Here is a 22,014-nt window from a genome sequence, read left to right on the forward strand (position 1 = left end):
GCGGGGGGGGCCCGCTACCCCCCCGCGCCCCCCCCCGCCGTCCGTTCGTTCACAGCGCTGTGAGGTGCTCCGGCGGTGCGGACGCCGGCTGCTGGGGCAGCAACGTCGGCTCGTAGGGGACCGGCCGGGGCTTCAGTTCGAGGACCGGCACGACCGTCTGGCCACCGCCCGCCGGAGGCGGGACGAGCGTGGGCGCCGACCGCGACAGCGTCACCACACCCCAGGAGGCCAGCGCCGCCCCGGCGGCCGCGAGGAGCAGGCCCGCCGCGCCGCCCTGGAGTCGCTCGCCCAGCAGGGAGAGGCCGATCACCGCAGCGGCGACCGGGTTGGCGAGGGTCACCACCGCGAGCGGTGCGCCGAGGCCGTCGCGGTACGCCGCCTGCGACAGCAGCAGACCGGCCGTCGCGAAGGCCGCCACCAGCAGCGCCACCACCACGACCTGTGTGTCGAGCAGCGGTCCCGAACGGTCCGTCGCCGCCACCGTCACCGTCTGGGTGAGCGCCGAGGCCACCCCGGAGGCGAAGCCGGACGAGGTCGCGTGCCGCAGGCCCGGTCGGGCGCCCGCGGAGCGGGGAGCGGACAGCACTCCGATCGCCGCGGTGGTGACGCCGGCCACGGCCAGCGCCTGCGGGAGGCTCAGTATGTGGTCGGGCTCCGGTCCGGAGGCGGTCACCAGCAGCGCGCTCAGACCCAGCAGCGTGAGGACGGTGCCCCGCCACTCCACCGGGCTGACCCGGCGTCCGGCCGCCCGCGCCCCGAGCGGTACCGCCGCCACCAGCGTGAGCGCGCCGAGCGGCTGCACCAGGGTCAGCGTGCCGAACTTGAGGGCGGCCACGTGCAGCAGCGCGGCGGAGGCGTTCAGGACGACCGACCACCACCAGGCGCCGTGCGTCAGCAGCCGCAGCACACCGGTGCCCGAGGTCCGGGCCGCGAGCCGCTCCTGGGCCACCGCCGCGGCCGCGTACGCGACGGCGGATACCAGTGACAGGACGAGGGCGAGGACGGTGGCGCTCATTGGCCGGCTCCCACCAGTGCGGAGCGGTTCGCCCTCGCGGGTTGGGCCCGCCTCGGCGACGGCACGTACCCCGCCACCGGAGTGGCTTTGCCCCGGGAGGCCGGCGACGGCGCGTGCACCAGGGCCAGTGCCACGCAGAGCAGGAGGGCGGCGACGATCGCGTCCAGCCAGTAGTGGTTGGCCGTGCCGACGATCACGGTGAGGGTCAGCAGGGGATGCAGCAGCCACAGCCACCGCCACCGCGACCGGGTCGCCGCGATCAGGCCGATCGCGACCATCAGTGCCCAGCCGAAGTGCAGCGAGGGCATGGCGGCGAACTGGTTGGCCATCGAGTCGGTCGCGGGCCTGGCCCCGTACACCGTCGGCCCGTACGTCTGCCCGGTGTCCACCAGGTGGGCCACGTCGAGCATCCGCGGCGGCGCGAGCGGAAATGTGAGATGCAGCACCAGCGCGGCGCCGGTGAGCAGCGCGAGGACCCGGCGGGCCCACAGGTAGTGGTCGGGGCGCCGTATGTAGAGCCAGACCAGGAAGGCGATGGTGGCCGTGAAGTGGACGGCGACGTAGTAGATGTTCGCCGTGCGGACGAGGGCGGTGCTGTGCAGCAGTGCGGACTGCATGGCGCCCTCGCCCGGCAGATGGAGGGAGCGCTCCCAGTCCCAGACCCGGTGTGCGTTGCGGAAGGCCTCGGCGGTGTGCCCGTTCGCGAGCTGCCGGCCGAATTTGTAGACGAGGAAGAGACCTGCGACCAGCAGGAGCTCGCGGGTGAGAGGCGGCCGGTGTATCGCGGCCGCCTCTCCTCTTTCAGGCTCGGTACGGGAATCCATCCCCCGGCCCCTTTGCTGACGTGCGTGGGGTGGTGCGTGGTGAGCCCAGGAAAGGGTCCACTCGACAGACGAGTGGGTCCTGTCCAAGGCTCATCGATACGCCAGTGTACCGATACGCTCGCGTACCGGTACACTGGCGTATCGATATACTGGTGTGAAGCGGCCCACGGGCCGGGGCCACGACCGAGGAGCGAAGTCATGACGTCGCAGGCAGCGGAGGCACCGGAGACGGTTGCCGCCTCGCGCCGCTCCAAGCTCACGGCCGAGCGCGAGCAGGAGTTCTTCGACGCCGTGCTCGACCAGATCCGCGAGTGCGGCTATGAGGCGGTCACCATGGAGGGCGTCGCCGCCAGCGCCCGCTGCAGCAAGTCCACGTTGTACCGGCAGTGGAAGACCAAGCCCCAGTTCGTGGCGGCGGCGATCAGGGCGAACGGCTGCCCGCGGTTCATCGGCGTCGACACCGGTTCGCTCGCCGGGGATCTGCGGGCCGCCGCCCGGACCGCGGCCGACTGGTCCGCGCGCGACACCAGGCTGTTCCAGGCCCTCGGACACGCCGTCATGCAGGACAAGGAACTGGCGAAGGCGCTGCGCGAAGCCCTGATCGAGCCCGAGATCAAGGCACTGCAGGAGATCGTCCGGCGTGGCGTCGAGCGCGGGGAGGTGCCCGCCGACCACCCGGCGCTCCCGTACGTGCCCGCACAGCTGCTGGGCGTCCTGCGAGTCCGTCCGCTTCTCGAGGGGCGGTACGCGGACGAGGACTACCTCGTGCGTTTCGTCGAGTCGGTACTGCTGCCGATGCTCGGACTGACATGAGACCCGGGCCGCCGTCCGAGGGATGACAGGACGGCGGCCCGCTCGCGCCGCACCGTGGGGACGGGGGCGGCGCACCTGGCCGGGTGGGGTTCCTCCGGAGCGGAGAGGAGCCCCGCCCGGCCGCATCTTTTCCGGCCGGGCCCGGGTGACGGCGGTTAGGCGCTCTGTCCGTTGCCGCTCGACACGGCCTTGATCCCCGCGGTGATCCGGTCCAGCACCGAGGGCTTCGGCGCGTTCGCCCCGACGTCGATGCCGAAGCGGACGACCACGAGCCGGCCGGTGCCCGCGGGCGAGGGGAAGACCAGCGACTCGACATAGCCGTCGGCGCCCTTACTGGTGATCGCCTTCCAGCGGACCATGTAGCCCTGCTGCCCGGCCACGGTCACCGCCTTGGAGGCCAGCACCTCGTGCGAGGTGATCCCGCCGTAGGACGAACCGTACGATTCCTGGGCGTTCTTGGCTATGTCCTGCTTCGCCGCCGCCTCCGCCGTGCCGGCGGTCAGACCCTGGGCCCGGGCGGACGCCGAGTACGCCCCACCGGTGTTGCAGCTCTGCGACGTGTCACCCGGGCACTTGTACTCGACCTTCGACTGGATCGAGGCCCCGCCCTCGATGGTTCCGCCGCTCCAGCCGTCCGGCACCGGGATGCTGATGCCGTTGAACGGGTCGGTGGCGTACCCGTCCTCGGTCCGCGGCTGACCGGACTCACCGGGTGCGGGAGTCGCACCGTCCGAACCGCCGGATCCGCCCTGGCCCCCGAAGGGACCGCGGCCCTGGCCGCCGAAGGGACCACCGTCCTGGCCCCCTTGCCCACCCGGGTCGCCCTGACCCTCCTGGCCGCCGGAGCCGCCCGGGCCCTGAGCACGCGCGGAGTTGCCGCCGTTGCCGTCGTTCGCGGTGAGCGTGTAGACGCCACCGCCGATTCCCGCGAGGACCAGTACCGCCACCGCGACGGCCAGCCCGGTGCGCACGCCGCGCCTCGCCGGGGCCGGCGGGGCTCCCGGATGGGGGACGAGGGCGTACGGCTCGGTTCGCCCGGCTGCGCCGGCCTGCGGCTGCGCCGGTGGACCCCACGCTGCGGCCGGCTCCGCGGGGCGGATCCGATCCGTCCATGCCCCGCCGTCCCACCAGCGCTCGGTGGCGGGCCCGTCACTTGTCTGCCCCGGGTCGGGGTACCACCCGGGAGGAGTCACCTGCGTCATGGCTCCACCGTAGAAGCCATGCGTGAAAGAGGGATGAGAGCCCCGGCCGCGACACCCCACGAGCCCCCTTGGCCCCGGAAAGTTTGCTTCATTTTCAGGGGACTTTACTGACATTTACTTTCACCACGGCTGGTCGGCGGGCCGTCGCGTCGCCCCGGAACACCCTGCGTCACCCATGACGGCAACAGGTGCTCCGACCTGCCTCCGCCTGGGCCCGGGGGCGACTAGGCTCAATGCCTGTACGTCGTTTGGGCGACCTGGGGAGGTACCGGGATGACGGAGGCACGGCCCGGCGGGGCCGCCACGGCTTCCCTGTGGGAACGCGACGCGGAACTCGCCGTCGTCACCGAGGCGGTCGACGCGCTTCGTGACGACGCCGCGCCCACGCAGTCGGGGAGCCTGCTGGTGTTCGACGGGGAGGCGGGCATCGGCAAGACGGCGATCCTCGCGGAGACGCGCCGTATCGCGGAGAGGCGCGGCTGCACGGTCTGGTCGGCACGCGGCGGCGAGACCGTCACGTCCGTCCCCTTCAATGTCGTACGGCAGTTGCTCCAGCCCGCGCTTTTGTCACTGATGCCGGAGGAGGCGCGCGAGTACCTCGGTGACTGGTACGACGTCGCGGGCCCGGCCCTCGGGATAGCCGAACCCGGTGACCGCCAGGCCGACCCGCAGGGCGTGTGCGACGGCCTGGTCGCGGCCGTCTCCCGGCTCGCCAAACGGGAGTGGCCGCTGGTCCTGATCGTCGACGACGCGCACTGGGCCGACCAGGAGACCCTGCACTGGCTGGCCGCCTTCTGCGAACGCCTCGACGAACTGCGCGTGCTCGTCGTGGTCGCGCTGCGCCCCGGCGAGGTCGCCGGTGACGGCTCACGCCATCTGGACCTGGTCGCCGCGGCCGCGCGCCGCCCGGTCCGCACCCTGACCGCGCTCACCCCCGATGCGGCCGCCGGACTCACCCGGGCCACCCTCGGTGCGCACGCCGACGCCCCGTTCTGCCGCGAGGTGTGGGCCGTGACCGGCGGCAACCCGTACGAGACCGTCGAACTCCTCGCCAAGGTGCAGGACAGCCAGCTCGAACCGGTCGAGTCCTCCGCCGCAGAACTGCGCGCCCTGAACCGCTCGGCCCGGGGCCACGGACTCGTGGCCCGCCTCGAAGGCCTCGGTATCGAGGCCACCCGGTTCGCCTGGGCGGCGGCCATCCTGGGCACCGGCATCACCGTGGAACTGGTGGCCCGGCTCGCCACCATGAGCCCGACGGAGGCGGGGCGCTGCGCCGAACTCCTCAGCGCGGCCCGCATCCTCAGCGAACCCGACCCGGCGGTCCGTCAGGCGGACGGCGGCGAGCTGGAGTTCGTCCATCCGCTGATCGCCAGCGCCGTCTACCGCTCGATCCCCGACGGACTGCGCACCGCGATGCACGGCATCGCCGCACAGGTCGTCACCGACTCCGGGCTCGGCGCGGCGGCCGCCTCCCGCCATCTCCTCGAGGTCCACCCGGACGACGACGAGGAACTCGTCGAGCAGATGCGCGAGGCCGCCCGTGAACACCTCGCGGTCGGCGCGCCCGACGCCGCCCGCCGCTGCCTGGAGCGCGCCCTGGTGGAACCGCCGCTGCCCCAGGTGCACCCGCACGTCCTCTACGAACTGGGCTGCGCCACGCTGCTGACCTCGCCCGCCACGACCATCGACTACCTCCAGGCGGCGCTCGCGATGTCCGGCCTCGAGGGCGAGGACCGGGTGAGCGCCGTCTACCGGCTTTCCCAGGCCCTGCTGCACAACGACCAGCTGAACGAGGCGGTCCGCACCGTCGACGCCGAGGCCGCCCGGCTCGAACCCGGCCCCTCACGCATGCGTCTCCAGGCCGTCCACTACATGTGGGAAGGGATCCACGCGGCCGAGGAGGACTCCCCGGCCCGCTCCCGGGAGCTGGCCGACCTGGCCCGCACCTGCACAGGGCGGGACAATTCCGAGCGCGCGCTCCTCATCCTGCGCGGCTTCGACGCGATGACCCACGGTGAGAACGCCGAGGAGGTCGTGGACCTGTGCGACCGCGCCCTCGTCAACGGCCGCCTCGCCCCGGGACTCGGCTGGACCGATACCGAGTGGGGCATCGAACTGCTGCTGATGCTGGGCAGCGCCTACGCCTACACGGACCGACTCGACCGGGCCGAGAGCCTGTTCAGCGAGGCCCTGCGCGCCTATGAGTCCGCGGGCTGGAGCGGCGGCCACCTCTCCCTCGCGCACGCCTACGTCGGACTCGCCCACCGCAGACGGGGCCGCCTCAGGGACGCGGAGACCTCCCTGCGCGAATCCCTGCGCCTGGCCGAGCGTGTCGGCCGCGGGCTGCCCCTGTACTGGTCCGCGACCTGCGGGCTCGTCGACACCCTGCTCGCCCGCGGGCATGTCGAGGAGGCCTGGTCGATCGCGGATCGGTACGGCTTCGCACCGCCCTATCCGTCCACGATCGTGCTGCCCGACACCCGGTCCGTGCGCGGCCGGCTCCTGATCGCCGTCGGCCGGACCAAGGAGGGCGTCAACGAACTGGAGGCCGCCGAGAAGGCGTGCGCCGGACGCGGCCACAACACCGTGCTGGCGCCCTGGGCCGGCGACCTCGCCCGCGCGCTCGCCACCGAGGACCCGCGCCGTGCCGCCGAGCTTGCCGCGACCGTCCGCCGTCAGGCCGAACTGCTGGGCACCGACACGGCGATCGGCGAGGCCCTGCGCGTCGCCGCCGCTCTGGAGACGGGCCAGCGCTCCGTCACGCTGCACGCCCAGGCGGTGACCTACCTGGAGTCCTCGCCCTGTGCCTATGGGCACGCGGCGGCGCGTGTGGAGTACGGCATCGCGGCGCGCTCCGTGGCGGAACTGAGCCGGGGTCTGACGCTGGCGCGGTCGTGCGGCGCCGACGGACTGGCGGCCCGGGCGCAGGAGGTGCTCGACAACGGCCGGGGGCTGCGCTGAAGTCCCGTTACAGCGCGAGCAGTTGGCCGGTGACCGCCGCCAGCCGCCGCTGCACCTCCCGGTCGTACGCCTGCTCGTGCGCCCGTGCCGGACGGGTGCCGTCGAAGTAGCCGCCGGTGCCCAGGTCCCGGGTCGCCAGGGCCAGCACCCCGGGCGCACCGTCGGCCACCGTGTTCCACGGGGCGATGCCGCCCTCGCGGACCATGGCGGTGTCCATGTAGGTGGCGGGGTGCAGCACGTTCACGGAGACACCACTGTCCCCGAGCTCCTCGGCCAGCGCGAAGGTGTGCGCTGCGAGGGCGAACTTGCTGCGGCAGTACGCGGACATGCCGCTGTAGCCGCGTGTCAGCTCCGGGTCGTCGAAGTCCGGGGGCTCCTGGCCCGCCGAGCCGACGTTGACGATCCGTGCGGGAGCGCCCGCCTTCAGCTGTGGCAGCAGGGCGCGGGTGAGGGCGACCGGCGCCAGATAGTTGACCGCGAGCCGGAGCTCGTGCCCGTCGGCGCTGACCTCACGGCCGGACCCGCGCGGACCGCCGCCCACACCCGCGTTGTTGATCAGGGCCTCGAGGCGGGGATGTGCGGCGGCGACCTCCTCGCCGAGCCGCCGCACCTGGGCGAGCGAGGCCAGATCGGCGACGAACCCCTCGGCCTCGCCCTCGGTGCGCAGCTCCGCGACGAGTTGGTCGGTGCGGCCCGCATCGCGCCCGTGGGCGAGGACCAGGTGTCCCGAGCGGGCCAGCTCGAAGGCGATGTAGCGGCCGAGACCGGAGGTGGCGCCGGTGATCAGAACAGTCGGCATGCCCCCACCCTAGGCACGCGTCCGGGCGGCATGGGGGTGCTGCTGAAGCTACGACCAGCAGGGTCACCCTTGGGCGGTTTCCTCCTCGGCGAGCACCCGCTGCGCCACCGCGAAGGCGGAGTTCGCCGCCGGGACGCCGCAGTACACCGCCGTATGCAGCAGCACCGCGCCGATCTCCTCGGGAGTGAGCCCGTTGCGTCTGGCCGCCCGGACGTGCAGGGCCAGCTCGTCGTGATGGCCGTACGCGACGAGCGCCGTCAGCGTGATCATGCTGCGCTCGCGGCGGGACAGCGTGGGGTCGGTCCAGATCTCGCCCCAGGCGTAGCGCGAGATGAAGTCCTGGAACCGGGCGGTGAAGGGGGTCTGGCGCGTCTGCGCCCGGTCCACGTGCGCGTCGCCGAGGACTTCGCGGCGCACCGCCATGCCCCGCCGGGGAGTGCCGGAGAAGTGCGCCCGCAGGGCCGTGAGGACGGCTTCCGGGCACTGCGCCGGCGCCAGGTGCGAGGCGCCCGGGATCTCCACCAGGGCAGAGCCGGGCACCGCGTCCGCGATCTCCCGCAGATGCGCCGGGGGAGTCGCCGGGTCCTCGCGGCCCGCGATCAGCAGCGTCGGCACGGTGATCGACGGCAGCCGGTCACGGATGTCGAACGCGGCGAGCGCGTCGCAGCAGGCGGCGTACGCGGCGGGGTCCGCCTTCCGGTGGTCCTGGACGAGCCGGGGCACCGTGAACCCGGCCGTGAACCAGCGTGCGTCGGCGGTCGCCGCCACCGGCGCCATCCCCTCCCGGCGGACCAGCGCGGCCCGTTCCTGCCACGGACCCGCGCCGTTGAAGTGCGCGGAGGAGCAGACGACGGCGAGCGAGGAGATCCGCTCGGGGTGGTGCACGGCGAGATGCAGCCCCACCGCTCCGCCGAGCGACACCCCGGCGTACGCGAAGCGGTCCACGCCGAGCGCGTCGGCGAGTCCCAGCACCAGCCCGGCCAGATCGGCGACGGTGGCGCCCGGGCCGATGAGGTCCGGGGCGGAACCGCCGTGGCCCGGCAGATCCCAGCGGACCACTCGGTGGTCGGCCGACAACTCGGGTGCGACCTTGTCCCACAGGGCGCAGGAGGTGCCCAGGGACGGTCCGAGGAGCAGCGGGGGAGCGGTGGGGGCGCCCTCGGCGTGGTGGTAGGGAAGCTTGGCGGTCACGAGCGCTCCAGGGCACGGTCGGTGAGGGCCGGGGCGGCCCCGGTGTAACGGGCCGGATCGGTGAGGACCTCCACGTCGAGGTCCTTCAACTCCGGTTCGTCGGCGAGGATTTCGGCGAGACGGCGGCCCTCGGTGCGGGCCCGCCGGGCGGCCTCGGTGAGCAGCTCCTTGGCACGGGCGCGGCCCACCACCGGGGCCAGCTCAGCCGCCAGCCGCTCGGAGACGATCAGCCCGTGGGTGAGGCCGAGGTGTGCGCGCATGGCGTCCGTGTGCACGCGAAGCCCCTCGGCCAGTTCCACGGCGTCACGCGCGGCGCCGCCGGCCAGCCGCAGCAGATCGCGCAGCGGCTCCCACTCGGCGTGCCAGGCCCCGGCGGGGCGTTCGTCCTCCGCGGCCAGGGATCCGTACAGCGTGGCGGCGAGTTGCGGGGCCCGCCGGGCGGCCGCCGCGATCAGCGTCGCCCGTACGGGGTTCGCCTTGTGCGGCATCGCGGAGGAGCCGCCGCCCGCGCCTTCGGCGACCTCGGCGACCTCGGTACGGGAGAGCGTCAGCACGTCCGCGGCCATCTTGCCCAGCGCTCCGGCCGTGAAGGCGAGTCCGCCGGCCAGGTCGGCGATCGGGGTGCGCAGGGTGTGCCAGGGCAACTCTGGTTCGGCGAGACCCAGTTCCCGCGCGTAGGCGGCGGTGAGTGCCCGGGGGTCACGGGCGCCGTACGCGGTGAACGCCGCCAAGGTGCCTGCCGCGCCGCCCAGTTGCGCGGGCAGTTGCTCCCGTACGGTCCGTACGCGGTCCCGTGCGTCGAGCACCAGCGCCCGCCAGCCCGCCGCCTTCAGCCCGAACGTGGTGGGCACGGCGTGCTGGGTGAGCGTCCGGCCGGGCATGACGGTGTCCCGGTGGTCCGCGGCGAGCCTGGCCAGCGCCCGCTGCGTACGTTCCAGGTCGGACAGCACCAGGTCGAGGGTGCGCACGGCGACCAGTATCGTCGCTGTGTCCATGATGTCCTGGCTGGTCGCGCCCCGGTGGACGTACGGTCCGTACTCCGCGCCGACCGCCTCGGTCAGATCGGCGACCAGGGGGATGACCGGGTTCCCGCCTCCGCGGGCGCGCCGGGCGAGGGAGCGAACGTCGAAGCGGTCCGCACGGGCCGCCTCGGTCACCGCCGTCGCGGCAGCCCGCGGGGCCAGGTCCAGGGCGGCCTGGGCCCGGGTCAGCGCGGCTTCGGCGTCGAGCATCGCCCGCAGACAGGCGAGGTCGCTCGTCGCGGACGCGGCGGGGGAGTCGGTCCACCCGGGGGCGAGCAGACCGGCGTCGGGCTCTGCCGGGGGCACCTCCCGGCCGAAGGGCCCCGGCGTCACTGGAACTCCAGGAAGACCGTCTCGCCCTCGCCCTGAAGGCGGATGTCGAACCGGTGGGTGCCGTTGTCCTCGGCCACGGCGATCAGCGTGTCCCGGCGGTCCTCCTCCAGCCGTCCCAGCAGCGGATCGGCGGCGAGCGCCGCCTCGTCGACCGGCAGGTAGATCCGGGTGAACAGGTGCATGAGCAGGCCCCGGGCGAAGACGCAGACGCTGATGTACGGCGCGCTCAGCCCGCGCGCTCCGGGCCGCAGCGTACGGGCGTACCAGTGGCCGTTGGCGTCCGTCTGGACGCGCCCCCAGCCGGTGAACTCCACGCCGTTGCGGCCCAGATAGCCGCCGGTGGCGGGATCGCGCCGGATCGAGCCGTCCACCTGCGGCACGTTGCCGTCCGGGTCGGGGCCCCACAGCTCGAGGAAGGCGTCGGGCAGCGGCTCGCCCTCGCCGTCGTACACGTGCCCGTGAAGGGTGATCTGGTCCCGGTGCCCGAGCGGGGCGATGTCGGAGCCCCCAGGGAAGGGCAGGGCGTAGCCGTAGAAGGGGCCGACGGTGTGCGACGGTGTCGGCAGCACGCTCTCGGGGCTGCTTGTGTCGATCTTCGTCATGGTGGGTCAGCGTCCTTCTTCGATCCAGGTGGCGTTCGGGCCGTCGAGCACGATGTCCCAGTGGTAGCCCAGCGAGAACTCCGGCACGGACAGGCTGTGGTCGTAGGTGGCGACCAGGCGCTGCCGGGCGGCGTCGTCCGTCACGGACTGGAGGATCGGGTCGTACGGGAAGAGGGGGTCGTTCGGGAAGTACATCTGTGTCACCAGCCGCTGGGTGAACGCCGTCCCGAAGACCGAGAAGTGGATGTGGGCCGGGCGCCAGGCGCCCACGTGGTTGCGCCACGGGTACGGGCCCGGCTGGACGGTGGTGAAGCGGTAGAAGCCGTCGGCGTCGGAGAGCGTGCGGCCCACACCGGTGAAGTTGGGGTCCAGCGGTGCCTCGTGCTGCTCTCGCTGGTGGGCGTAGCGGCCGGCCGAGTTGGCCTGCCAGATCTCGACGAGCTGACCGCGCACCGGACGCCCGTCCCGGTCGAGCAGGCGCCCGGAGACGGTGATCCGCTCACCGATCGGCTCACCCCGGTGGTGCCTGGTGAGGTCGTTGTCGATCTCGGTGATGTCGCGCTCGCCGAAGGCCGGTGAGGACAGCTCGACCAGTTCCGGGTCCTTGGTGACGTCGACGGCGATCGGCGGCTGCTTGGGGTGGCGCAGCGTGGAGGAACGGTAGGGGGCGTAGTCCCGGCGCGGGTGGTGCTCGAGGGGTGCGCCGTCGGCGACCCGCTTCTCGTAGGCGGCGTGTTCGGCCGCGATCTCCAGGTCTATGTCGTGCTGGGTGAGAGCCATGGGGGTTCCTAGCGTTCGAGGGCGGGGGCGGGGGCGGGGGCGGGGTACGGGCGGTACGGGCCCACGCCGATGCACGGACGTGTTCACTCAAGGCCCTTGGCGACGGTCAGGGCGGCGTCGGTCCTGGCGATGATCTCCTCGACCGCCACCTGGGGTGCGGTCTCCACGAGGACCAGCCCGGCGCCGGTCACGTCGAGGACGCCGAGGTCGGTGATGATCCGGTCCACGCAGGCCCTGCCGGTCAGCGGCAGCGTGCACTCCTCGAGGATCTTCGGTGAACCGTCCTTGGCGGTGTGGCTCATGACGACGATGACGGTCCGGGCGCCGTGCACCAGGTCCATCGCCCCGCCGATCCCCGTGATCATCCTGCCGGGCACGGCCCAGTTGGCCAGGTCGCCCTTCGCGGAGACCTGCATGGCGCCCAGGACGGCGACGTCGATGTGACCGCCGCGGATCATCGAGAAGGACAGCGCCGAATCGAAGAAGGAGGCACCGGGCAGGACCGTCACGGTCTCCTTCCCGGCGTTGATCAGGTCGGGGTCGACCAGGTCGTCGGTGGGATAGGGGCCGGTGCCCAGGATGCCGTTCTCGGATTCGAGGACGACCTCGACGTCGTCGGGAAGGTGGTTGGGGATCAGCGTCGGCAGCCCGATGCCGAGATTGACGTACTGGCCGTCCTTCAGCTCGCGTGCGGCCCGGGCGGCCATCTGTTCGCGCGTCCAGGCCATCAGCCGCGCACCGTCCCGGGCGCCGGAGGCGCGGACACCGTGCGCCGCTCGATCCTCTTGTCGGCGGCCTGCTCCGGGGTGAGGGCCACCACCCGCTGTACGAAGATGCCCGGCAGATGCACCGCGTCCGGGTCGATCGCGCCGGGCTCCACCAGTTCCTCGACCTCGGCGACGGTGACCTTGCCGGCCATGGCCGCCAGGGGGTTGAAGTTGCGGGCGGACTTGTTGAACACGAGGTTGCCGTGCCGGTCGCCCCGCGCGGCACGGACCAGGGAGAAGTCGGTGCGGATGCAGCGCTCCAGCACGTGGTCCACTCCGTCGAACGCGCGGACCTCCTTGGCCGGAGACGCCAGTGCCACCCCGCCCGAGCCGTCGTAGCGCCAGGGCAGCCCGCCGTCGGCGACCTGGGTGCCGACCCCGGCGGGGGTGTAGAAAGCGGGGATTCCGGCACCGCCGGCCCGCAGCCTCTCGGCCAGCGTGCCCTGCGGGATCATCTCGACCTCCAGCTCCCCGGCCAGGTACTGGCGGGCGAACTCCTTGTTGGCCCCGATGTAGGAACCGGTCACCCGGGCGATCCGGCCCGCCGCCAGCAGCACCGCGAGCCCCGACTCCATCGCCCCGCAGTTGTTCGACACCACGCTCAGCCCGGCGACCCCCCGCTCGAAGAGCGCCTCGATCAGCACGTTCGGCACACCGCTCAATCCGAACCCGCCGACCGCCAGCGATGCGCCGTCCGGCACATCGGCCACCGCCTCCAGGGCAGAGGCGACCACCTTGTCCATCCGTGAAGCCCCATCTCTTCGTGGCGTCCCGATCAACAATTAATCAGGGCACTGAGTATTTCTGCGAGGTTGCTCTCACGCTGCCACTGTCGAGATAGGGCGTCAAGGCCCCGTGTGTCCCGACGCCTGGCGGGAGCGTCGTTCATGGAGAGTCGTGTCCTTGGCGGTATCGTTCAGTGCACCTACAAAAATGACCAGGGAGCGCGCATGGCCGCCGTGGACCTCTCGACGCACCCGGGGCACCTGGCCCGGCGGTTGCAGCAGGCGCACTACCTGCTGTGGAACACGATGGTCTCGGAGGAGATCACCTCGCCGCAGTTCGCGGTCCTCAACGCGCTCGTCGCCGAGCCCGGGCTCGACCAGCGCACCGTGGGGGAGCGGGTGGGCCTCGACCGGTCCACCATCGCCGAGGTGATCAGCCGGCTCGGCCGCCGGGGCCTCCTCGACAAGGTCCGCGACCCGCAGGACGGCCGTCGCTTCCTGCTGCGCCTCACGGACGAGGGACTGCGCACGCACCGCAGGCTGACGGTGCGCACGGCCCGGATGAACCAGGTCTTCCTGGCTCCGCTGTCCGCCGAGGAGCAGTCCCAGTTCTTCGACCTCATCCGGCGGGTCTCGGAGGCCGCCGAGAGCCTGCGCAACCCGGCGCCTCCCCTCCCGGCCACCCAGGCCTGAGGAGGTCCGCCCAGCGGACCCGCTCGCAGTACTGTGCAGATGCGAGGGCGTCAGCCGGGCCGTGCCGCGGTCCAGGGCGGAGAGGATCAGCGATGGCAGCCGAGGCCGAACCCGCGGGCATGCGCACCGTCCAGCGGGCGATCGACATCCTGGGTCTCCTCGAAGAGAGCCGTCCCGCGCTGTCCATCCGCGAGATCGTCGCCGCGTCCGGTCTGCCCAAGACGACCGTGCTGCGCCTGCTGGGCACCCTCCGGCTCAACGGTCTGCTCTGGGTCGACGAACACGGCCGCCATATCGCGGGCCCCGCCCTGCTGCGCTGGGCCCGGCTCGCCGAACAAGCCTGGCGACTGCCGCCTGCGGCGGCGGTGATACTGCGTGAACTGGCCGCGGAGCACCGGGAGACGGTGCATCTGTACGTCCGCCGCGACATCCGCCGGGTCTGCATCGCGCAGGAGGAGGGGCCCCAGTCCCTGCGGCAGGTCGTACGGGTCGGGGACGAGCTTCCGCTGTGGGCGGGCGGCGTCTCCAGGGCGCTGCTGCTGGACGCCCCGGAGGCCCTGCTGCGCCGCGTCGCGGAGTCCTCGCCGTACGGGGCAGCCCATCTGGACACGTTGCGCGCCTGGATCGAGGAGGCGCGGACGCTCGGCTACGCCACCAGTCACGGAGAACGCGAGGAGGGGCTGTCGGCGGTGGCTGTGCCGGTGAGGGGGCGCGCCGGAGCGGTGACCGCGGCTCTCTCCTTCGGCGGGCCGAGCACCCGGTTCACCGACGAGCGCATACGGCGCTTCGCGGACGGACTGACCGCGGCGGCGCGTGAGCTGGTGCGGGTGGGGCTGCCCTTCGAAGGGTGACCGGGACTGGAGCGACGGGCGCGGACCCTTCCGTTGGTCCGTTCAGCGGACCGGAAGCGTCACTGGGCGGATCGCCGACCTAGACTGGGGGGCCTCGGCAGGCGCTGTATGCGTACCCCGGAAGGAAGGCGGCACCACCGTGGACCGCACCGTCGTCACCCGTTCCCCGCACACCGCAGCGGACTGGTGGGTCACGGCCGACCAGGCACGGCACGCGGCGCAGGGCGGGCTCGCGGACGCCGCGACGGCACCGGACCTGCTGCGTACGCTCGCCGAACTCGACCGGGCCCGCCGGGAGACGGTGGTCGCCGTCGGTGCGGCCGTGGAGGCGTTGCTCGGGGGCGGCGTCGCCTGGGAGGCGATCGCGGCCGCCCTGGGATTCGACTCTGCCGAGGAGGCCCGCGAGGGGCTCGCCGCCGCCCGCGCCGACGCGGGCACGGCGCTCGAACGCCGCGTGGGGCGCCGGGCGTAGGACCGCTCGGTTCGGCGGTGGTGGACGAGGGTCACTGGCGGGTCGCCGTGGTCCGGCCGTGCGGGGCCCGGTCGCCATGACTCGACGGTGCGGTCCCGGCCGGCCCGGTCCGGTCGTCCGGACATCGGCTCACTCCGCCGCGAGCACCACCCAGACCTGGCCCTGCGCGAAGTTCACCGGCTTGCCGTCCGCCGTCGTGAACCGGGTGCCCTCCGGCGCGGACGGCCGCTTCCAGTCGGCGTCGAACACCCGCCCGTCGCGCAGCACTTGGGCCTTCCCCGAGCCCACGGTCTCCGAGTACGGCGAGTAGTTGCCGAGCACGTCGTGGAACTGGGATTCACGCACCCGCACGTACTGCACCACCACCGTCGCCGGAGCCACCCGCTTGCCGTCCGTCGTGACCGTCGGCGTCCCGTCCATCGCCACCAGCCAGCGGTGCAGCTGCTCGGACCAGGTGAACGTGAAGCGGGCGGAGGGGAAGCGGACCGTGCGGCCGGTCACCGGAGTTCCGCCGGACGGTGCGGCACCGAAGTGGAACCCGGTCGTCAGAGCGGCGGCGCCCGGTGCGGTCCCCATCAGCTTCTGCGGCCGCAGATAGAGGTTGTGCGGTGCCGCCTTGCCGTTGTCCCGGAAGTAGGCACTCGAGTTCTTGTCGGGCGGCTCGGGGTTCAGCGGGGCCTTGTCGATGAGGGGAAGGAGCTTGTGCTGCGCACCGGAGAACGCGAGCGTCGGGTCGTGGAACTGCCCCAGCAGTTCCAGGTCCGACTCGCGTGCGCTGCGCACCGGGCCGACCACCGCCGGCAGCTTGGTCGCGAACACCGCCATCAGCCGGCTGAGACCGCCCTCGACCTGCTCCGCGTAGACGAGATCCGCCTGGTCCAGGCCCGTCTGCGGCCGGGCCGCGGACACATTGTCGATCTTCACGGCGAGCACCGGGCCCTCAGGTCCCGCGGGGGTCCGGCCGCCGCCCTGCTGGTGCTGCCCCTGCGGGGGCTCGCTCTCGGCGCTTCCGCCCTTGCCGCCGCCCGAATCGCACGCCGTCAGGAGGGAGCCCGTCATGGCGACCGTCAGCAGTACCGCCGCCACGCCGTGCCGTGTCCGCGCTGTCCGCCGCATGCCCACCGCCCACGAAAGCCTGTGCATCGATTATGCGTTTATAAGTTCAATAGTGCTCATACCCGTTCTGCACCGATCGTGCGAAGGGGCGCGTGCAGCGTACGCCTCGGGGACGGAACGGCGAGAGGACAACGAAGAACTGTGGCGTGGATGACCGCCCGGACGAGGAACGGCCGGGCGGAGAGCGTCAGCGAGGGGTGCCGAGGATTTCCGCGAGGTCGTAGCGCACCGGTTCCTCCAACTGCGTGTACGTACAGCTCTCGGGAGTGCGGTCGGGGCGCCAGCGGCGGAATCGCGCGGTGTGCCGGAAGCGCACGCCGTTCTCCATGTGGTCGTACGCCACCTCCGCCACCCGCTCGGGCCGCAGCGGCACCCAGGACAGGTCCTTCTTGCCCGACCAGCGGCTGGGGGCGCCCGGCAGCCGGGCCGTCTCGTGCGCCACCTCGTCCGACCAGGCCGCCCACGGATGCCCCGAGACATCGTCCATCCGCAACGACTCCAGCTCCTGCACCAGCTCCGCGCGCCGCTTCATGGGAAACGCGGCGGACACCCCCACATGCTGGAGGGTGCCCTGGTCGTCGTGGAGGCCGAGCAGCAGCGAACCGACGACAGGGCCGCTCTTGTGGAAGCGGTAGCCCGCGACCACCACGTCGGCCGTGCGCTCGTGCTTGACCTTGAACATCACACGTTCGTCCGGCCGGTAGGGCAGGGTGAGCGGCTTTGCGATCACTCCGTCCAGGCCCGCGCCCTCGTACTGCTGGAACCACTGCTCCGCCACCGCGCGGTCCGTCGTCGCCGGCGCGAGGTGCACGGGCGGCGTCACCCCGGACAGCGCCCGCTCCAGCAGGGGGCGCCGGTCGCTCAGCGGCACGCCGAGCAACGAGGAGTCGTCCAGCGCCAGCAGATCGAACGCCACGAAGGAGGCCGGGGTCTTCTCCGCGAGCATCCGCACCCGGGAGTCGGCCGGATGGATCCGCTCGGTCAGCGCGTCGAAGTCGAGGTGCCCCTCGCGTGCGATCACGATCTCGCCGTCCATCACACAGCGCTCGGGCAGGCGCTCCCGCAGCGCCTCTACCAGTTCGGGGAAGTACCTGGTCAAGGGCTTTCCGGTACGGCTGCCGAGCTCGACCTCGGGGCCGTCGCGGAACACGATCGCCCGGAACCCGTCCCACTTCGCCTCGTACTGCATGTTCGGGGGGATCGTCGCCACGGACTTGGCGAGCATCGGTTTCACAGGTGGCATCACCGGCAGATCCATGCCTCCGATTCTGCTGCCACATGGTGCGGTTCGCCCAGTGTGCAGGGCGGGGTCGCTGCGCCTACCGTGGCTCCCATGGGTGATGCGGTGGAGCTCGACGTGGGGGGCAGGGCGGTTCGGCTGTCCAGTCCGGACAAGGTCTTCTTTCCGGAGCGCGGCTTCACCAAGCTAGACCTCGCGCAGTACTACATGGCCGTGGGGCCCGGCATCCTGCGCGCCCTGCGCAATCGGCCCACCACCCTGGAGCGCTATCCGGACGGCGTGACGGGCGAGTCCTTCTTCCAGAAGCGGGCGCCCAAACACATGCCCGCCTGGATCCCCACCGCCCACATCACCTTCCCGAGTGGCCGCAGCGCCGACGAGATGTGCCCCACCGAGGTCGCCGCCGTCGTCTGGGCCGCGCAGTTCGGGACACTGACGTTCCATCCGTGGCCGGTGCGCCAGGGCGACGTCGACCACCCGGACGAACTCCGCATCGACCTCGACCCGCAGCCCGGCACCGACTTCGGCGACGCGGTACGCGCCGCACACGAACTGCGCGCCGTGCTCGACGAGTTCGGCGGACTGCGGGGCTGGCCCAAGACCTCCGGCGGCCGGGGGCTGCACGTCTTCGTGCCCCTTCAGCCGCACTGGACCTTCACCCAGGTGCGCCGGGCCGCGATCGCCGTCGGACGCGAACTGGAGCGGCGGATGCCCGAGCACGTGACCATCGCGTGGTGGAAGGAGGAGCGCGGCGAGAAGATCTTCGTCGACTACAACCAGACGGCGCGCGACCGCACCATCGCCTCCGCCTACTCCGTCCGCCCCAGGCCGAACGCCCCGGTGTCCGCGCCGCTGCGCTGGGACGAGGTCGACGACGTGGCGCCGAACGACTTCGACCTGGCCACCATGCCCGGCCGGTTCGCCGAACTGGGTGACGTCCACGCGGACATGGACGACCACGCCTTCTCCCTCGAGGCGCTCCTCGAACTGGCCCGCCGCGACGAGCACGACCACGGCCTCGGGGACCTGCCCTATCCGCCCGAGTACCCGAAGATGCCGGGCGAGCCCAAGCGGGTGCAGCCCAGCCGGGCCCGCAAAGAAGGCACACAGGGCAGTCCCGAGACACCCCCCGCCCTCTGACCCACTGGACGCCACCCATCCCCGACCCGGCGGACGCCATCGGCCCCTGACGCGGCGTCGCCGGGACACCGCACGCCATGCCGCTCCCTGCTGACGGCGGATCACCGGACAGCGGAGCCCTTAACGCGCCGATATGACTGAGATACCGATGATTTATCCTTCATATGCATAAAATCACCGGGTGCCGCTACTGTCCTTCCTGTTCGTCCTGGCGGCTCGTCTCCGTGAATTCCGTGCAGGAGGGGAACCCCGGTATGGACAGACGCAGCTTCAATCGGCGGATGCTGCTGGGCAGTGCGACCGTGGCGACGACGTTCTCGCTGGGCCCCGAGGCCGTCGGTACCGTCAAGCGGGCGAAGACCGCGCGCGACGGCGGTGACGTCCGGTACATCAAGATGTTCGCCGAGAAGCTCAAGGGCGGCGGGATGGGCTACGGCCTGACGAGGGGCCGTGCGACCGTCCCGGGGCCGCTGATCGAGATCAACGAGGGCGACACGCTGCACATCGAGTTCGAGAACACGATGGACGTCGAGGCGAGCCTGCATGTGCACGGTCTGGACTACGACATCTTCGAGGACGGCACGAAGACCACCAGGAGCAGTGTGAAGCCGGGTGGCAAGCGCACCTACACCTGGCGCACCCACCGCCCCGGCCGTCGCGAGGACGGCACCTGGCGGGAGGGCAGCGCCGGTTACTGGCACTACCACGACCACGTGGTCGGCACGGACCACGGCACGCTGGGCATTCGCAAGGGCCTGTACGGACCGGTGATCGTACGTCGCGAGGGTGATCTCCTCCCCGACAGGATCCACACCATCGTCTTCAACGAAATGATGATCAATCAGATGGAGCATGCCGGCCCCGACCTGTTGGCGACCGTCGGGGAGCGCGTGGAGTTCGTGATGATCACGCATGGCGACCTCTACCACACGTTCCATCTGCACGGTCACCGCTGGGCGCACAACCGTACGGGCCTCCTCACCGGACCCGACGATCCGAGTCAGATCATCGACAACCGGATCGTGGGACCTGGGGACTCCTTCGGCTTCCAGGTGATCGCGGGCGAGGGCAGCGGACCGGGCGCATGGATGTACCACTGCCATGTACAGCGGCACGCCGACCACGGCATGGCCGGGTTGTTCATCGTGCGGGAACCGGACGGGAGTGTCCCCAGGTACGAACCGCACCAGCACTAGTCGCCGGCGCCTCGAGCACCGCCGCGTGGGCGGCTCCCTCTCGGCCGGTGAGCGCTCTCAGCCCCCTGGACTGCCCGGGCTATCCTGATCGGCACCCGCCGAGGAGGAGTCCCGAAGTGACCGAGAGCGCTCCGCGTCCCACGCTGGAGGCCGTCGCTGCCCGGGCCGGGGTCTCGCGGGCCACCGCGTCCAGGGTCGTCAACGGTGGCGACGGAGTACGCGAGCCTCTCATCGAGCGGGTGCGCCGTGCCGTCGAGGAACTCGGGTATGTGCCCAACCAGGCCGCGCGCAGCCTGGTGACCAGGCGGCACGACGCCGTCGCCGTGGTGATCGCCGAGCCGGAGACCCGGGTCTTCGCCGACCCCTTCTTCGCCCTGCAACTGCGCGGCATCAGCAAGGAGTTGACGGCCCATGACTCCCAGCTCGTGCTGCTCCTGACGGAGGGCCGCGCCGACCACGCCCGGGTCGGCCGCTACCTCGCAGGCGGGCATGTCGACGGCGCCCTCGTCTTCTCCCTGCACCTCGACGATCCGCTGCCGGAACTGGTCCAGCGGGCCGGGGTGCCGACGGTGTTCGGCGGGCGGCCCGGCTGGCGCGAGGGCACCCGGAGCACGGTCTATGTGGACAGCGACAACCGCGGCGGGGCCCGTGAGGCCGTACGCCACCTCGTGGGGCTCGGCCGCCGCCGCATCGCGCACATCACCGGCGCCCTGGACCAGACCTCCGCCGTCGACCGGCTCGACGGGTTCCGGGACGTCATGGTCGATGCCGATCCGGGGATCGTCGCCGAAGGAGACTTCACCCCGGCCGGCGGCGAACGCGCGATGCGGGAGCTGCTGGAGCGGTGCCCCGATCTGGACGCGCTCTTCGCCGCCAACGACCTTTCCGCCTCCGGCGCCCTGCGGGTGCTGCGTGCGCAGGGACGCCGGGTGCCGGAGGATGTCGCCGTCATCGGCTTCGACGACATGCTGCCGGTCGCCGAGCAGACCGACCCGCCGCTGACGACGATCCGTCAGGACATCGAGGAGATGGGCCGTCTGATGGCCCGGCTGCTGGTGCGCTCCCTCGACCGGCGGGGCGCCACGCCCGACGCGGACGGCGGGTCCGGTATGAGCGGTGTGTTGTCCAGCGTGGTGCTGCCGACGACCTTGGTGCGGCGGGTCTCCGCGTAGCCGCGGGAGGGCTGACGGTGCGAAAGCGCCGGACCGTCAGCTGGCCGGTCCGGCGCCGCGGGCGGCACCAAGGGCGAGGATCGGATGCCCGGCTCCGCGCGCCTCGCGCCGCCCTTACGGCGCCGGCCCCGCTAGGACTGCTGCGGTGCACTCTTGATGAGCGCGAAGCGTGCCCCGTACGGATCGGCGAGTCGCGCGATGCGGCCCACACCCGCCACGTCTGTGGCGGGCATCCGGACGGTGCCGCCGAGCTCCTGAGCGCTGCTCACCGAGGCGTCCGTGTCCGTCACCTCGAAGTACGCCAGCCAGTGCGGGCCCGACTTCGCCTCCGCGGGATCGTCGGCGGTCGAGACCAGCCCGCCGAACATGGCGTCCGGGCCGCCGCCCTCGGGGCTGATGCATGTGTACGTGCCGCCGGGGAAGGGCACGCCCTCGACCTCCCAGCCGAGCACCTGGTTGTAGAACGCGGCGGCGCGGGCGACGTCCGGGGTGTACAGCTCGGCCCAGCACAGCGAGCCCGGATCGCCGGCCACGTCGATGCCCTTGGTCAGGCCCGGCTGCCAGATGCCGAAGGGCGCGCCGGCCGTGTCGGCGAGGATGGCCATATGGCCCTGGCCCATGACGTCCATGGGCCGGACGAGCACACTGCCGCCCGCCTGCTCGGCCGCCTTCGCGGTGGCCTCCGCGTCGGGGCTCTGGAAGTAGACGGACCAGGACGGCGGGCCCTGCTCGGGCGTGGTCTGCATACCGCCGGCGGCGGTCCTGCCGGCGAGCTGGAAGAAGCCGTAGCCCCCGGCGTCCGGCCCCGCCGACTGGAACTGCCAGCCGAAGAGACCGCCGTAGAAGGAGATGGCTCCGTCGATGTCGGGGGTGCCGACATCCAGCCAGTTCGGGGCGCCGTTGACGAAACGGGTGGTGAGCATGACTCCCCCTTCAAGGGTTCCCGTTGTCTGCACTGCCGAGTCTTGCACCGCCCACCGACACTCGCTGCGGGAGTGACGGGACGCGCCCGGGCGCGGGTGGCGACCGCTATGGTGGTGCCTTTCCCGCATGTTTCTCCGCGCGCCGCCGTGCGCCGCCCCCGCCGCGGCGACATCATC

Annotated in this window: 21 protein-coding genes; 8 read left to right on the plus strand and 13 right to left on the minus strand. The window is 72.2% G+C overall.

What is annotated here, in order from left to right:
* Nucleotides 1–49 precede the first annotated feature (49 nt).
* Entirely contained in the window at nt 50–1,015 is a 966-nt protein-coding gene (locus tag ABZ904_RS30435; protein ID WP_361001086.1) for a DMT family transporter, read from the minus strand.
* Nucleotides 1,012–1,839: a phosphatase PAP2 family protein gene (locus ABZ904_RS30440; RefSeq protein ID WP_361001083.1), complete on the minus strand. Its 828-nt coding sequence runs from the start codon at nt 1,837–1,839 to the stop codon at nt 1,012–1,014. Before ABZ904_RS30440 ends, ABZ904_RS30435 begins: the two co-directional genes overlap by 4 nt.
* A 198-nt stretch (nt 1,840–2,037) precedes the next feature.
* Here ABZ904_RS30440 and ABZ904_RS30445 point away from each other — a divergent pair, with 198 nt between their 5' ends.
* Nucleotides 2,038–2,652 carry a TetR/AcrR family transcriptional regulator gene (locus ABZ904_RS30445; protein WP_361001080.1) on the plus strand — a complete coding sequence of 205 codons (615 nt, stop codon included), beginning with the start codon at nt 2,038–2,040 and terminating at the stop codon, nt 2,650–2,652.
* Nucleotides 2,653–2,807: 155 nt separating this feature from the next.
* On the opposite strand, the gene ABZ904_RS30450 is transcribed toward ABZ904_RS30445, so the two are convergent.
* The gene (locus ABZ904_RS30450; RefSeq protein ID WP_361001077.1) at nt 2,808–3,854 is read right to left on the minus strand and encodes a DUF2510 domain-containing protein; all 1,047 of its coding nucleotides are present in this window, start codon (nt 3,852–3,854) and stop codon (nt 2,808–2,810) included.
* 273 nt (nt 3,855–4,127) lie between these two features.
* On the opposite strand from ABZ904_RS30450, the gene ABZ904_RS30455 reads away from it, so the two are divergent.
* Nucleotides 4,128–6,815, plus strand: coding sequence for an AAA family ATPase (locus tag ABZ904_RS30455; protein WP_361001074.1), 2,688 nt, complete (start codon nt 4,128–4,130; stop codon nt 6,813–6,815).
* 7 nt (nt 6,816–6,822) lie between these two features.
* Here the strand turns inward: ABZ904_RS30455 and ABZ904_RS30460 are convergent, their stop codons facing one another.
* The 7 genes from ABZ904_RS30460 to ABZ904_RS30490 all read right to left on the minus strand — a co-directional run bounded on the left by ABZ904_RS30460 (nt 6,823) and on the right by ABZ904_RS30490 (nt 13,052).
* Nucleotides 6,823–7,614: an SDR family NAD(P)-dependent oxidoreductase gene (locus tag ABZ904_RS30460; protein ID WP_361826824.1), complete on the minus strand. Its 792-nt coding sequence runs from the start codon at nt 7,612–7,614 to the stop codon at nt 6,823–6,825.
* Nucleotides 7,615–7,677: 63 nt separating this feature from the next.
* On the minus strand, nt 7,678–8,805 hold the full coding sequence (gene pcaD, locus ABZ904_RS30465) for a 3-oxoadipate enol-lactonase (protein WP_361826827.1): 1,128 nt from the start codon (nt 8,803–8,805) through the stop codon (nt 7,678–7,680).
* Entirely contained in the window at nt 8,802–10,133 is a 1,332-nt protein-coding gene (gene pcaB / locus ABZ904_RS30470; RefSeq protein WP_361826888.1) for a 3-carboxy-cis,cis-muconate cycloisomerase, read from the minus strand. Before pcaB ends, pcaD begins: the two co-directional genes overlap by 4 nt.
* Before the next feature lie 23 nt (nt 10,134–10,156).
* Nucleotides 10,157–10,762, minus strand: a complete 606-nt coding sequence (pcaG, locus tag ABZ904_RS30475) for a protocatechuate 3,4-dioxygenase subunit alpha (RefSeq protein ID WP_361001064.1) — start codon at nt 10,760–10,762, stop codon at nt 10,157–10,159.
* Between the two features lie 6 nt (nt 10,763–10,768).
* Entirely contained in the window at nt 10,769–11,542 is a 774-nt protein-coding gene (gene pcaH, locus ABZ904_RS30480; protein WP_361001061.1) for a protocatechuate 3,4-dioxygenase subunit beta, read from the minus strand.
* Nucleotides 11,543–11,625: 83 nt separating this feature from the next.
* Nucleotides 11,626–12,270 carry a CoA transferase subunit B gene (locus tag ABZ904_RS30485; RefSeq protein ID WP_361826831.1) on the minus strand — a complete coding sequence of 215 codons (645 nt, stop codon included), beginning with the start codon at nt 12,268–12,270 and terminating at the stop codon, nt 11,626–11,628.
* A complete protein-coding gene (locus ABZ904_RS30490; RefSeq protein ID WP_361001055.1) occupies nt 12,270–13,052 on the minus strand; it encodes a CoA transferase subunit A in 783 nt (260 codons plus the stop codon). The genes ABZ904_RS30485 and ABZ904_RS30490 overlap by 1 nt, the downstream gene beginning before the upstream one ends.
* 207 nt (nt 13,053–13,259) lie before the next feature.
* Between ABZ904_RS30490 and ABZ904_RS30495 the strand changes: the two genes are divergently transcribed.
* From ABZ904_RS30495 to ABZ904_RS30505, 3 genes are all read left to right on the plus strand, one after another.
* Entirely contained in the window at nt 13,260–13,727 is a 468-nt protein-coding gene (locus ABZ904_RS30495; RefSeq protein WP_361001052.1) for a MarR family transcriptional regulator, read from the plus strand.
* A gap of 92 nt (nt 13,728–13,819) precedes the next feature.
* Nucleotides 13,820–14,578, plus strand: coding sequence for an IclR family transcriptional regulator (locus tag ABZ904_RS30500; RefSeq protein WP_361001048.1), 759 nt, complete (start codon nt 13,820–13,822; stop codon nt 14,576–14,578).
* Nucleotides 14,579–14,717: 139 nt separating this feature from the next.
* Nucleotides 14,718–15,050 (plus strand): hypothetical protein, encoded by a 333-nt coding sequence (locus ABZ904_RS30505; protein ID WP_361001045.1) that lies wholly within the window; start codon nt 14,718–14,720, stop codon nt 15,048–15,050.
* Nucleotides 15,051–15,179: 129 nt separating this feature from the next.
* Here the strand turns inward: ABZ904_RS30505 and ABZ904_RS30510 are convergent, their stop codons facing one another.
* Together ABZ904_RS30510 and ABZ904_RS30515 are read right to left on the minus strand one after the other, a co-directional pair.
* Nucleotides 15,180–16,193: a DUF3048 domain-containing protein gene (locus tag ABZ904_RS30510; protein ID WP_361001042.1), complete on the minus strand. Its 1,014-nt coding sequence runs from the start codon at nt 16,191–16,193 to the stop codon at nt 15,180–15,182.
* A gap of 160 nt (nt 16,194–16,353) precedes the next feature.
* Nucleotides 16,354–17,424 carry an ATP-dependent DNA ligase gene (locus ABZ904_RS30515; protein ID WP_361001039.1) on the minus strand — a complete coding sequence of 357 codons (1,071 nt, stop codon included), beginning with the start codon at nt 17,422–17,424 and terminating at the stop codon, nt 16,354–16,356.
* Between the two features lie 75 nt (nt 17,425–17,499).
* Here ABZ904_RS30515 and ligD point away from each other — a divergent pair, with 75 nt between their 5' ends.
* The 3 genes from ligD to ABZ904_RS30530 all read left to right on the plus strand — a co-directional run bounded on the left by ligD (nt 17,500) and on the right by ABZ904_RS30530 (nt 20,914).
* Complete coding sequence (ligD, locus tag ABZ904_RS30520; protein ID WP_361001036.1) at nt 17,500–18,546, plus strand: non-homologous end-joining DNA ligase; 1,047 nt, start codon at nt 17,500–17,502, stop codon at nt 18,544–18,546.
* 254 nt (nt 18,547–18,800) lie between these two features.
* Nucleotides 18,801–19,742, plus strand: coding sequence for a multicopper oxidase domain-containing protein (locus ABZ904_RS30525; protein WP_361001033.1), 942 nt, complete (start codon nt 18,801–18,803; stop codon nt 19,740–19,742).
* A gap of 116 nt (nt 19,743–19,858) precedes the next feature.
* Nucleotides 19,859–20,914, plus strand: coding sequence for a LacI family DNA-binding transcriptional regulator (locus ABZ904_RS30530; RefSeq protein ID WP_361001030.1), 1,056 nt, complete (start codon nt 19,859–19,861; stop codon nt 20,912–20,914).
* Between the two features lie 131 nt (nt 20,915–21,045).
* On the opposite strand, the gene ABZ904_RS30535 is transcribed toward ABZ904_RS30530, so the two are convergent.
* Nucleotides 21,046–21,837: a VOC family protein gene (locus ABZ904_RS30535; protein ID WP_361001027.1), complete on the minus strand. Its 792-nt coding sequence runs from the start codon at nt 21,835–21,837 to the stop codon at nt 21,046–21,048.
* Nucleotides 21,838–22,014: the final 177 nt, after the last annotated feature.

It is taken from the genome of Streptomyces sp. NPDC046900 (genome assembly GCF_040644975.1).
Lineage (GTDB): Bacteria > Actinomycetota > Actinomycetes > Streptomycetales > Streptomycetaceae > Streptomyces.

Coding starts and splice junctions, on each gene's coding strand:
- ABZ904_RS30435 (WP_361001086.1), bottom strand. CDS start 1,015: ATGAGCGCCACCGTCCTCGCCCTCGTCCTGTCACTGGTATCCGCCGTC.
- ABZ904_RS30515 (WP_361001039.1), bottom strand. CDS start 17,424: ATGGATCTGCCGGTGATGCCACCTGTGAAACCGATGCTCGCCAAGTCC.
- ABZ904_RS30450 (WP_361001077.1), bottom strand. CDS start 3,854: ATGACGCAGGTGACTCCTCCCGGGTGGTACCCCGACCCGGGGCAGACA.
- ABZ904_RS30495 (WP_361001052.1), top strand. CDS start 13,260: ATGGCCGCCGTGGACCTCTCGACGCACCCGGGGCACCTGGCCCGGCGG.
- ABZ904_RS30535 (WP_361001027.1), bottom strand. CDS start 21,837: ATGCTCACCACCCGTTTCGTCAACGGCGCCCCGAACTGGCTGGATGTC.
- ABZ904_RS30490 (WP_361001055.1), bottom strand. CDS start 13,052: ATGGACAAGGTGGTCGCCTCTGCCCTGGAGGCGGTGGCCGATGTGCCG.
- pcaG (WP_361001064.1), bottom strand. CDS start 10,762: ATGACGAAGATCGACACAAGCAGCCCCGAGAGCGTGCTGCCGACACCG.
- ABZ904_RS30455 (WP_361001074.1), top strand. CDS start 4,128: ATGACGGAGGCACGGCCCGGCGGGGCCGCCACGGCTTCCCTGTGGGAA.
- ABZ904_RS30440 (WP_361001083.1), bottom strand. CDS start 1,839: ATGGATTCCCGTACCGAGCCTGAAAGAGGAGAGGCGGCCGCGATACAC.
- ligD (WP_361001036.1), top strand. CDS start 17,500: ATGGGTGATGCGGTGGAGCTCGACGTGGGGGGCAGGGCGGTTCGGCTG.
- ABZ904_RS30485 (WP_361826831.1), bottom strand. CDS start 12,270: ATGGCCTGGACGCGCGAACAGATGGCCGCCCGGGCCGCACGCGAGCTG.
- pcaH (WP_361001061.1), bottom strand. CDS start 11,542: ATGGCTCTCACCCAGCACGACATAGACCTGGAGATCGCGGCCGAACAC.
- ABZ904_RS30510 (WP_361001042.1), bottom strand. CDS start 16,193: ATGCACAGGCTTTCGTGGGCGGTGGGCATGCGGCGGACAGCGCGGACA.
- ABZ904_RS30500 (WP_361001048.1), top strand. CDS start 13,820: ATGGCAGCCGAGGCCGAACCCGCGGGCATGCGCACCGTCCAGCGGGCG.
- ABZ904_RS30460 (WP_361826824.1), bottom strand. CDS start 7,614: ATGCCGACTGTTCTGATCACCGGCGCCACCTCCGGTCTCGGCCGCTAC.
- ABZ904_RS30445 (WP_361001080.1), top strand. CDS start 2,038: ATGACGTCGCAGGCAGCGGAGGCACCGGAGACGGTTGCCGCCTCGCGC.
- ABZ904_RS30525 (WP_361001033.1), top strand. CDS start 18,801: ATGGACAGACGCAGCTTCAATCGGCGGATGCTGCTGGGCAGTGCGACC.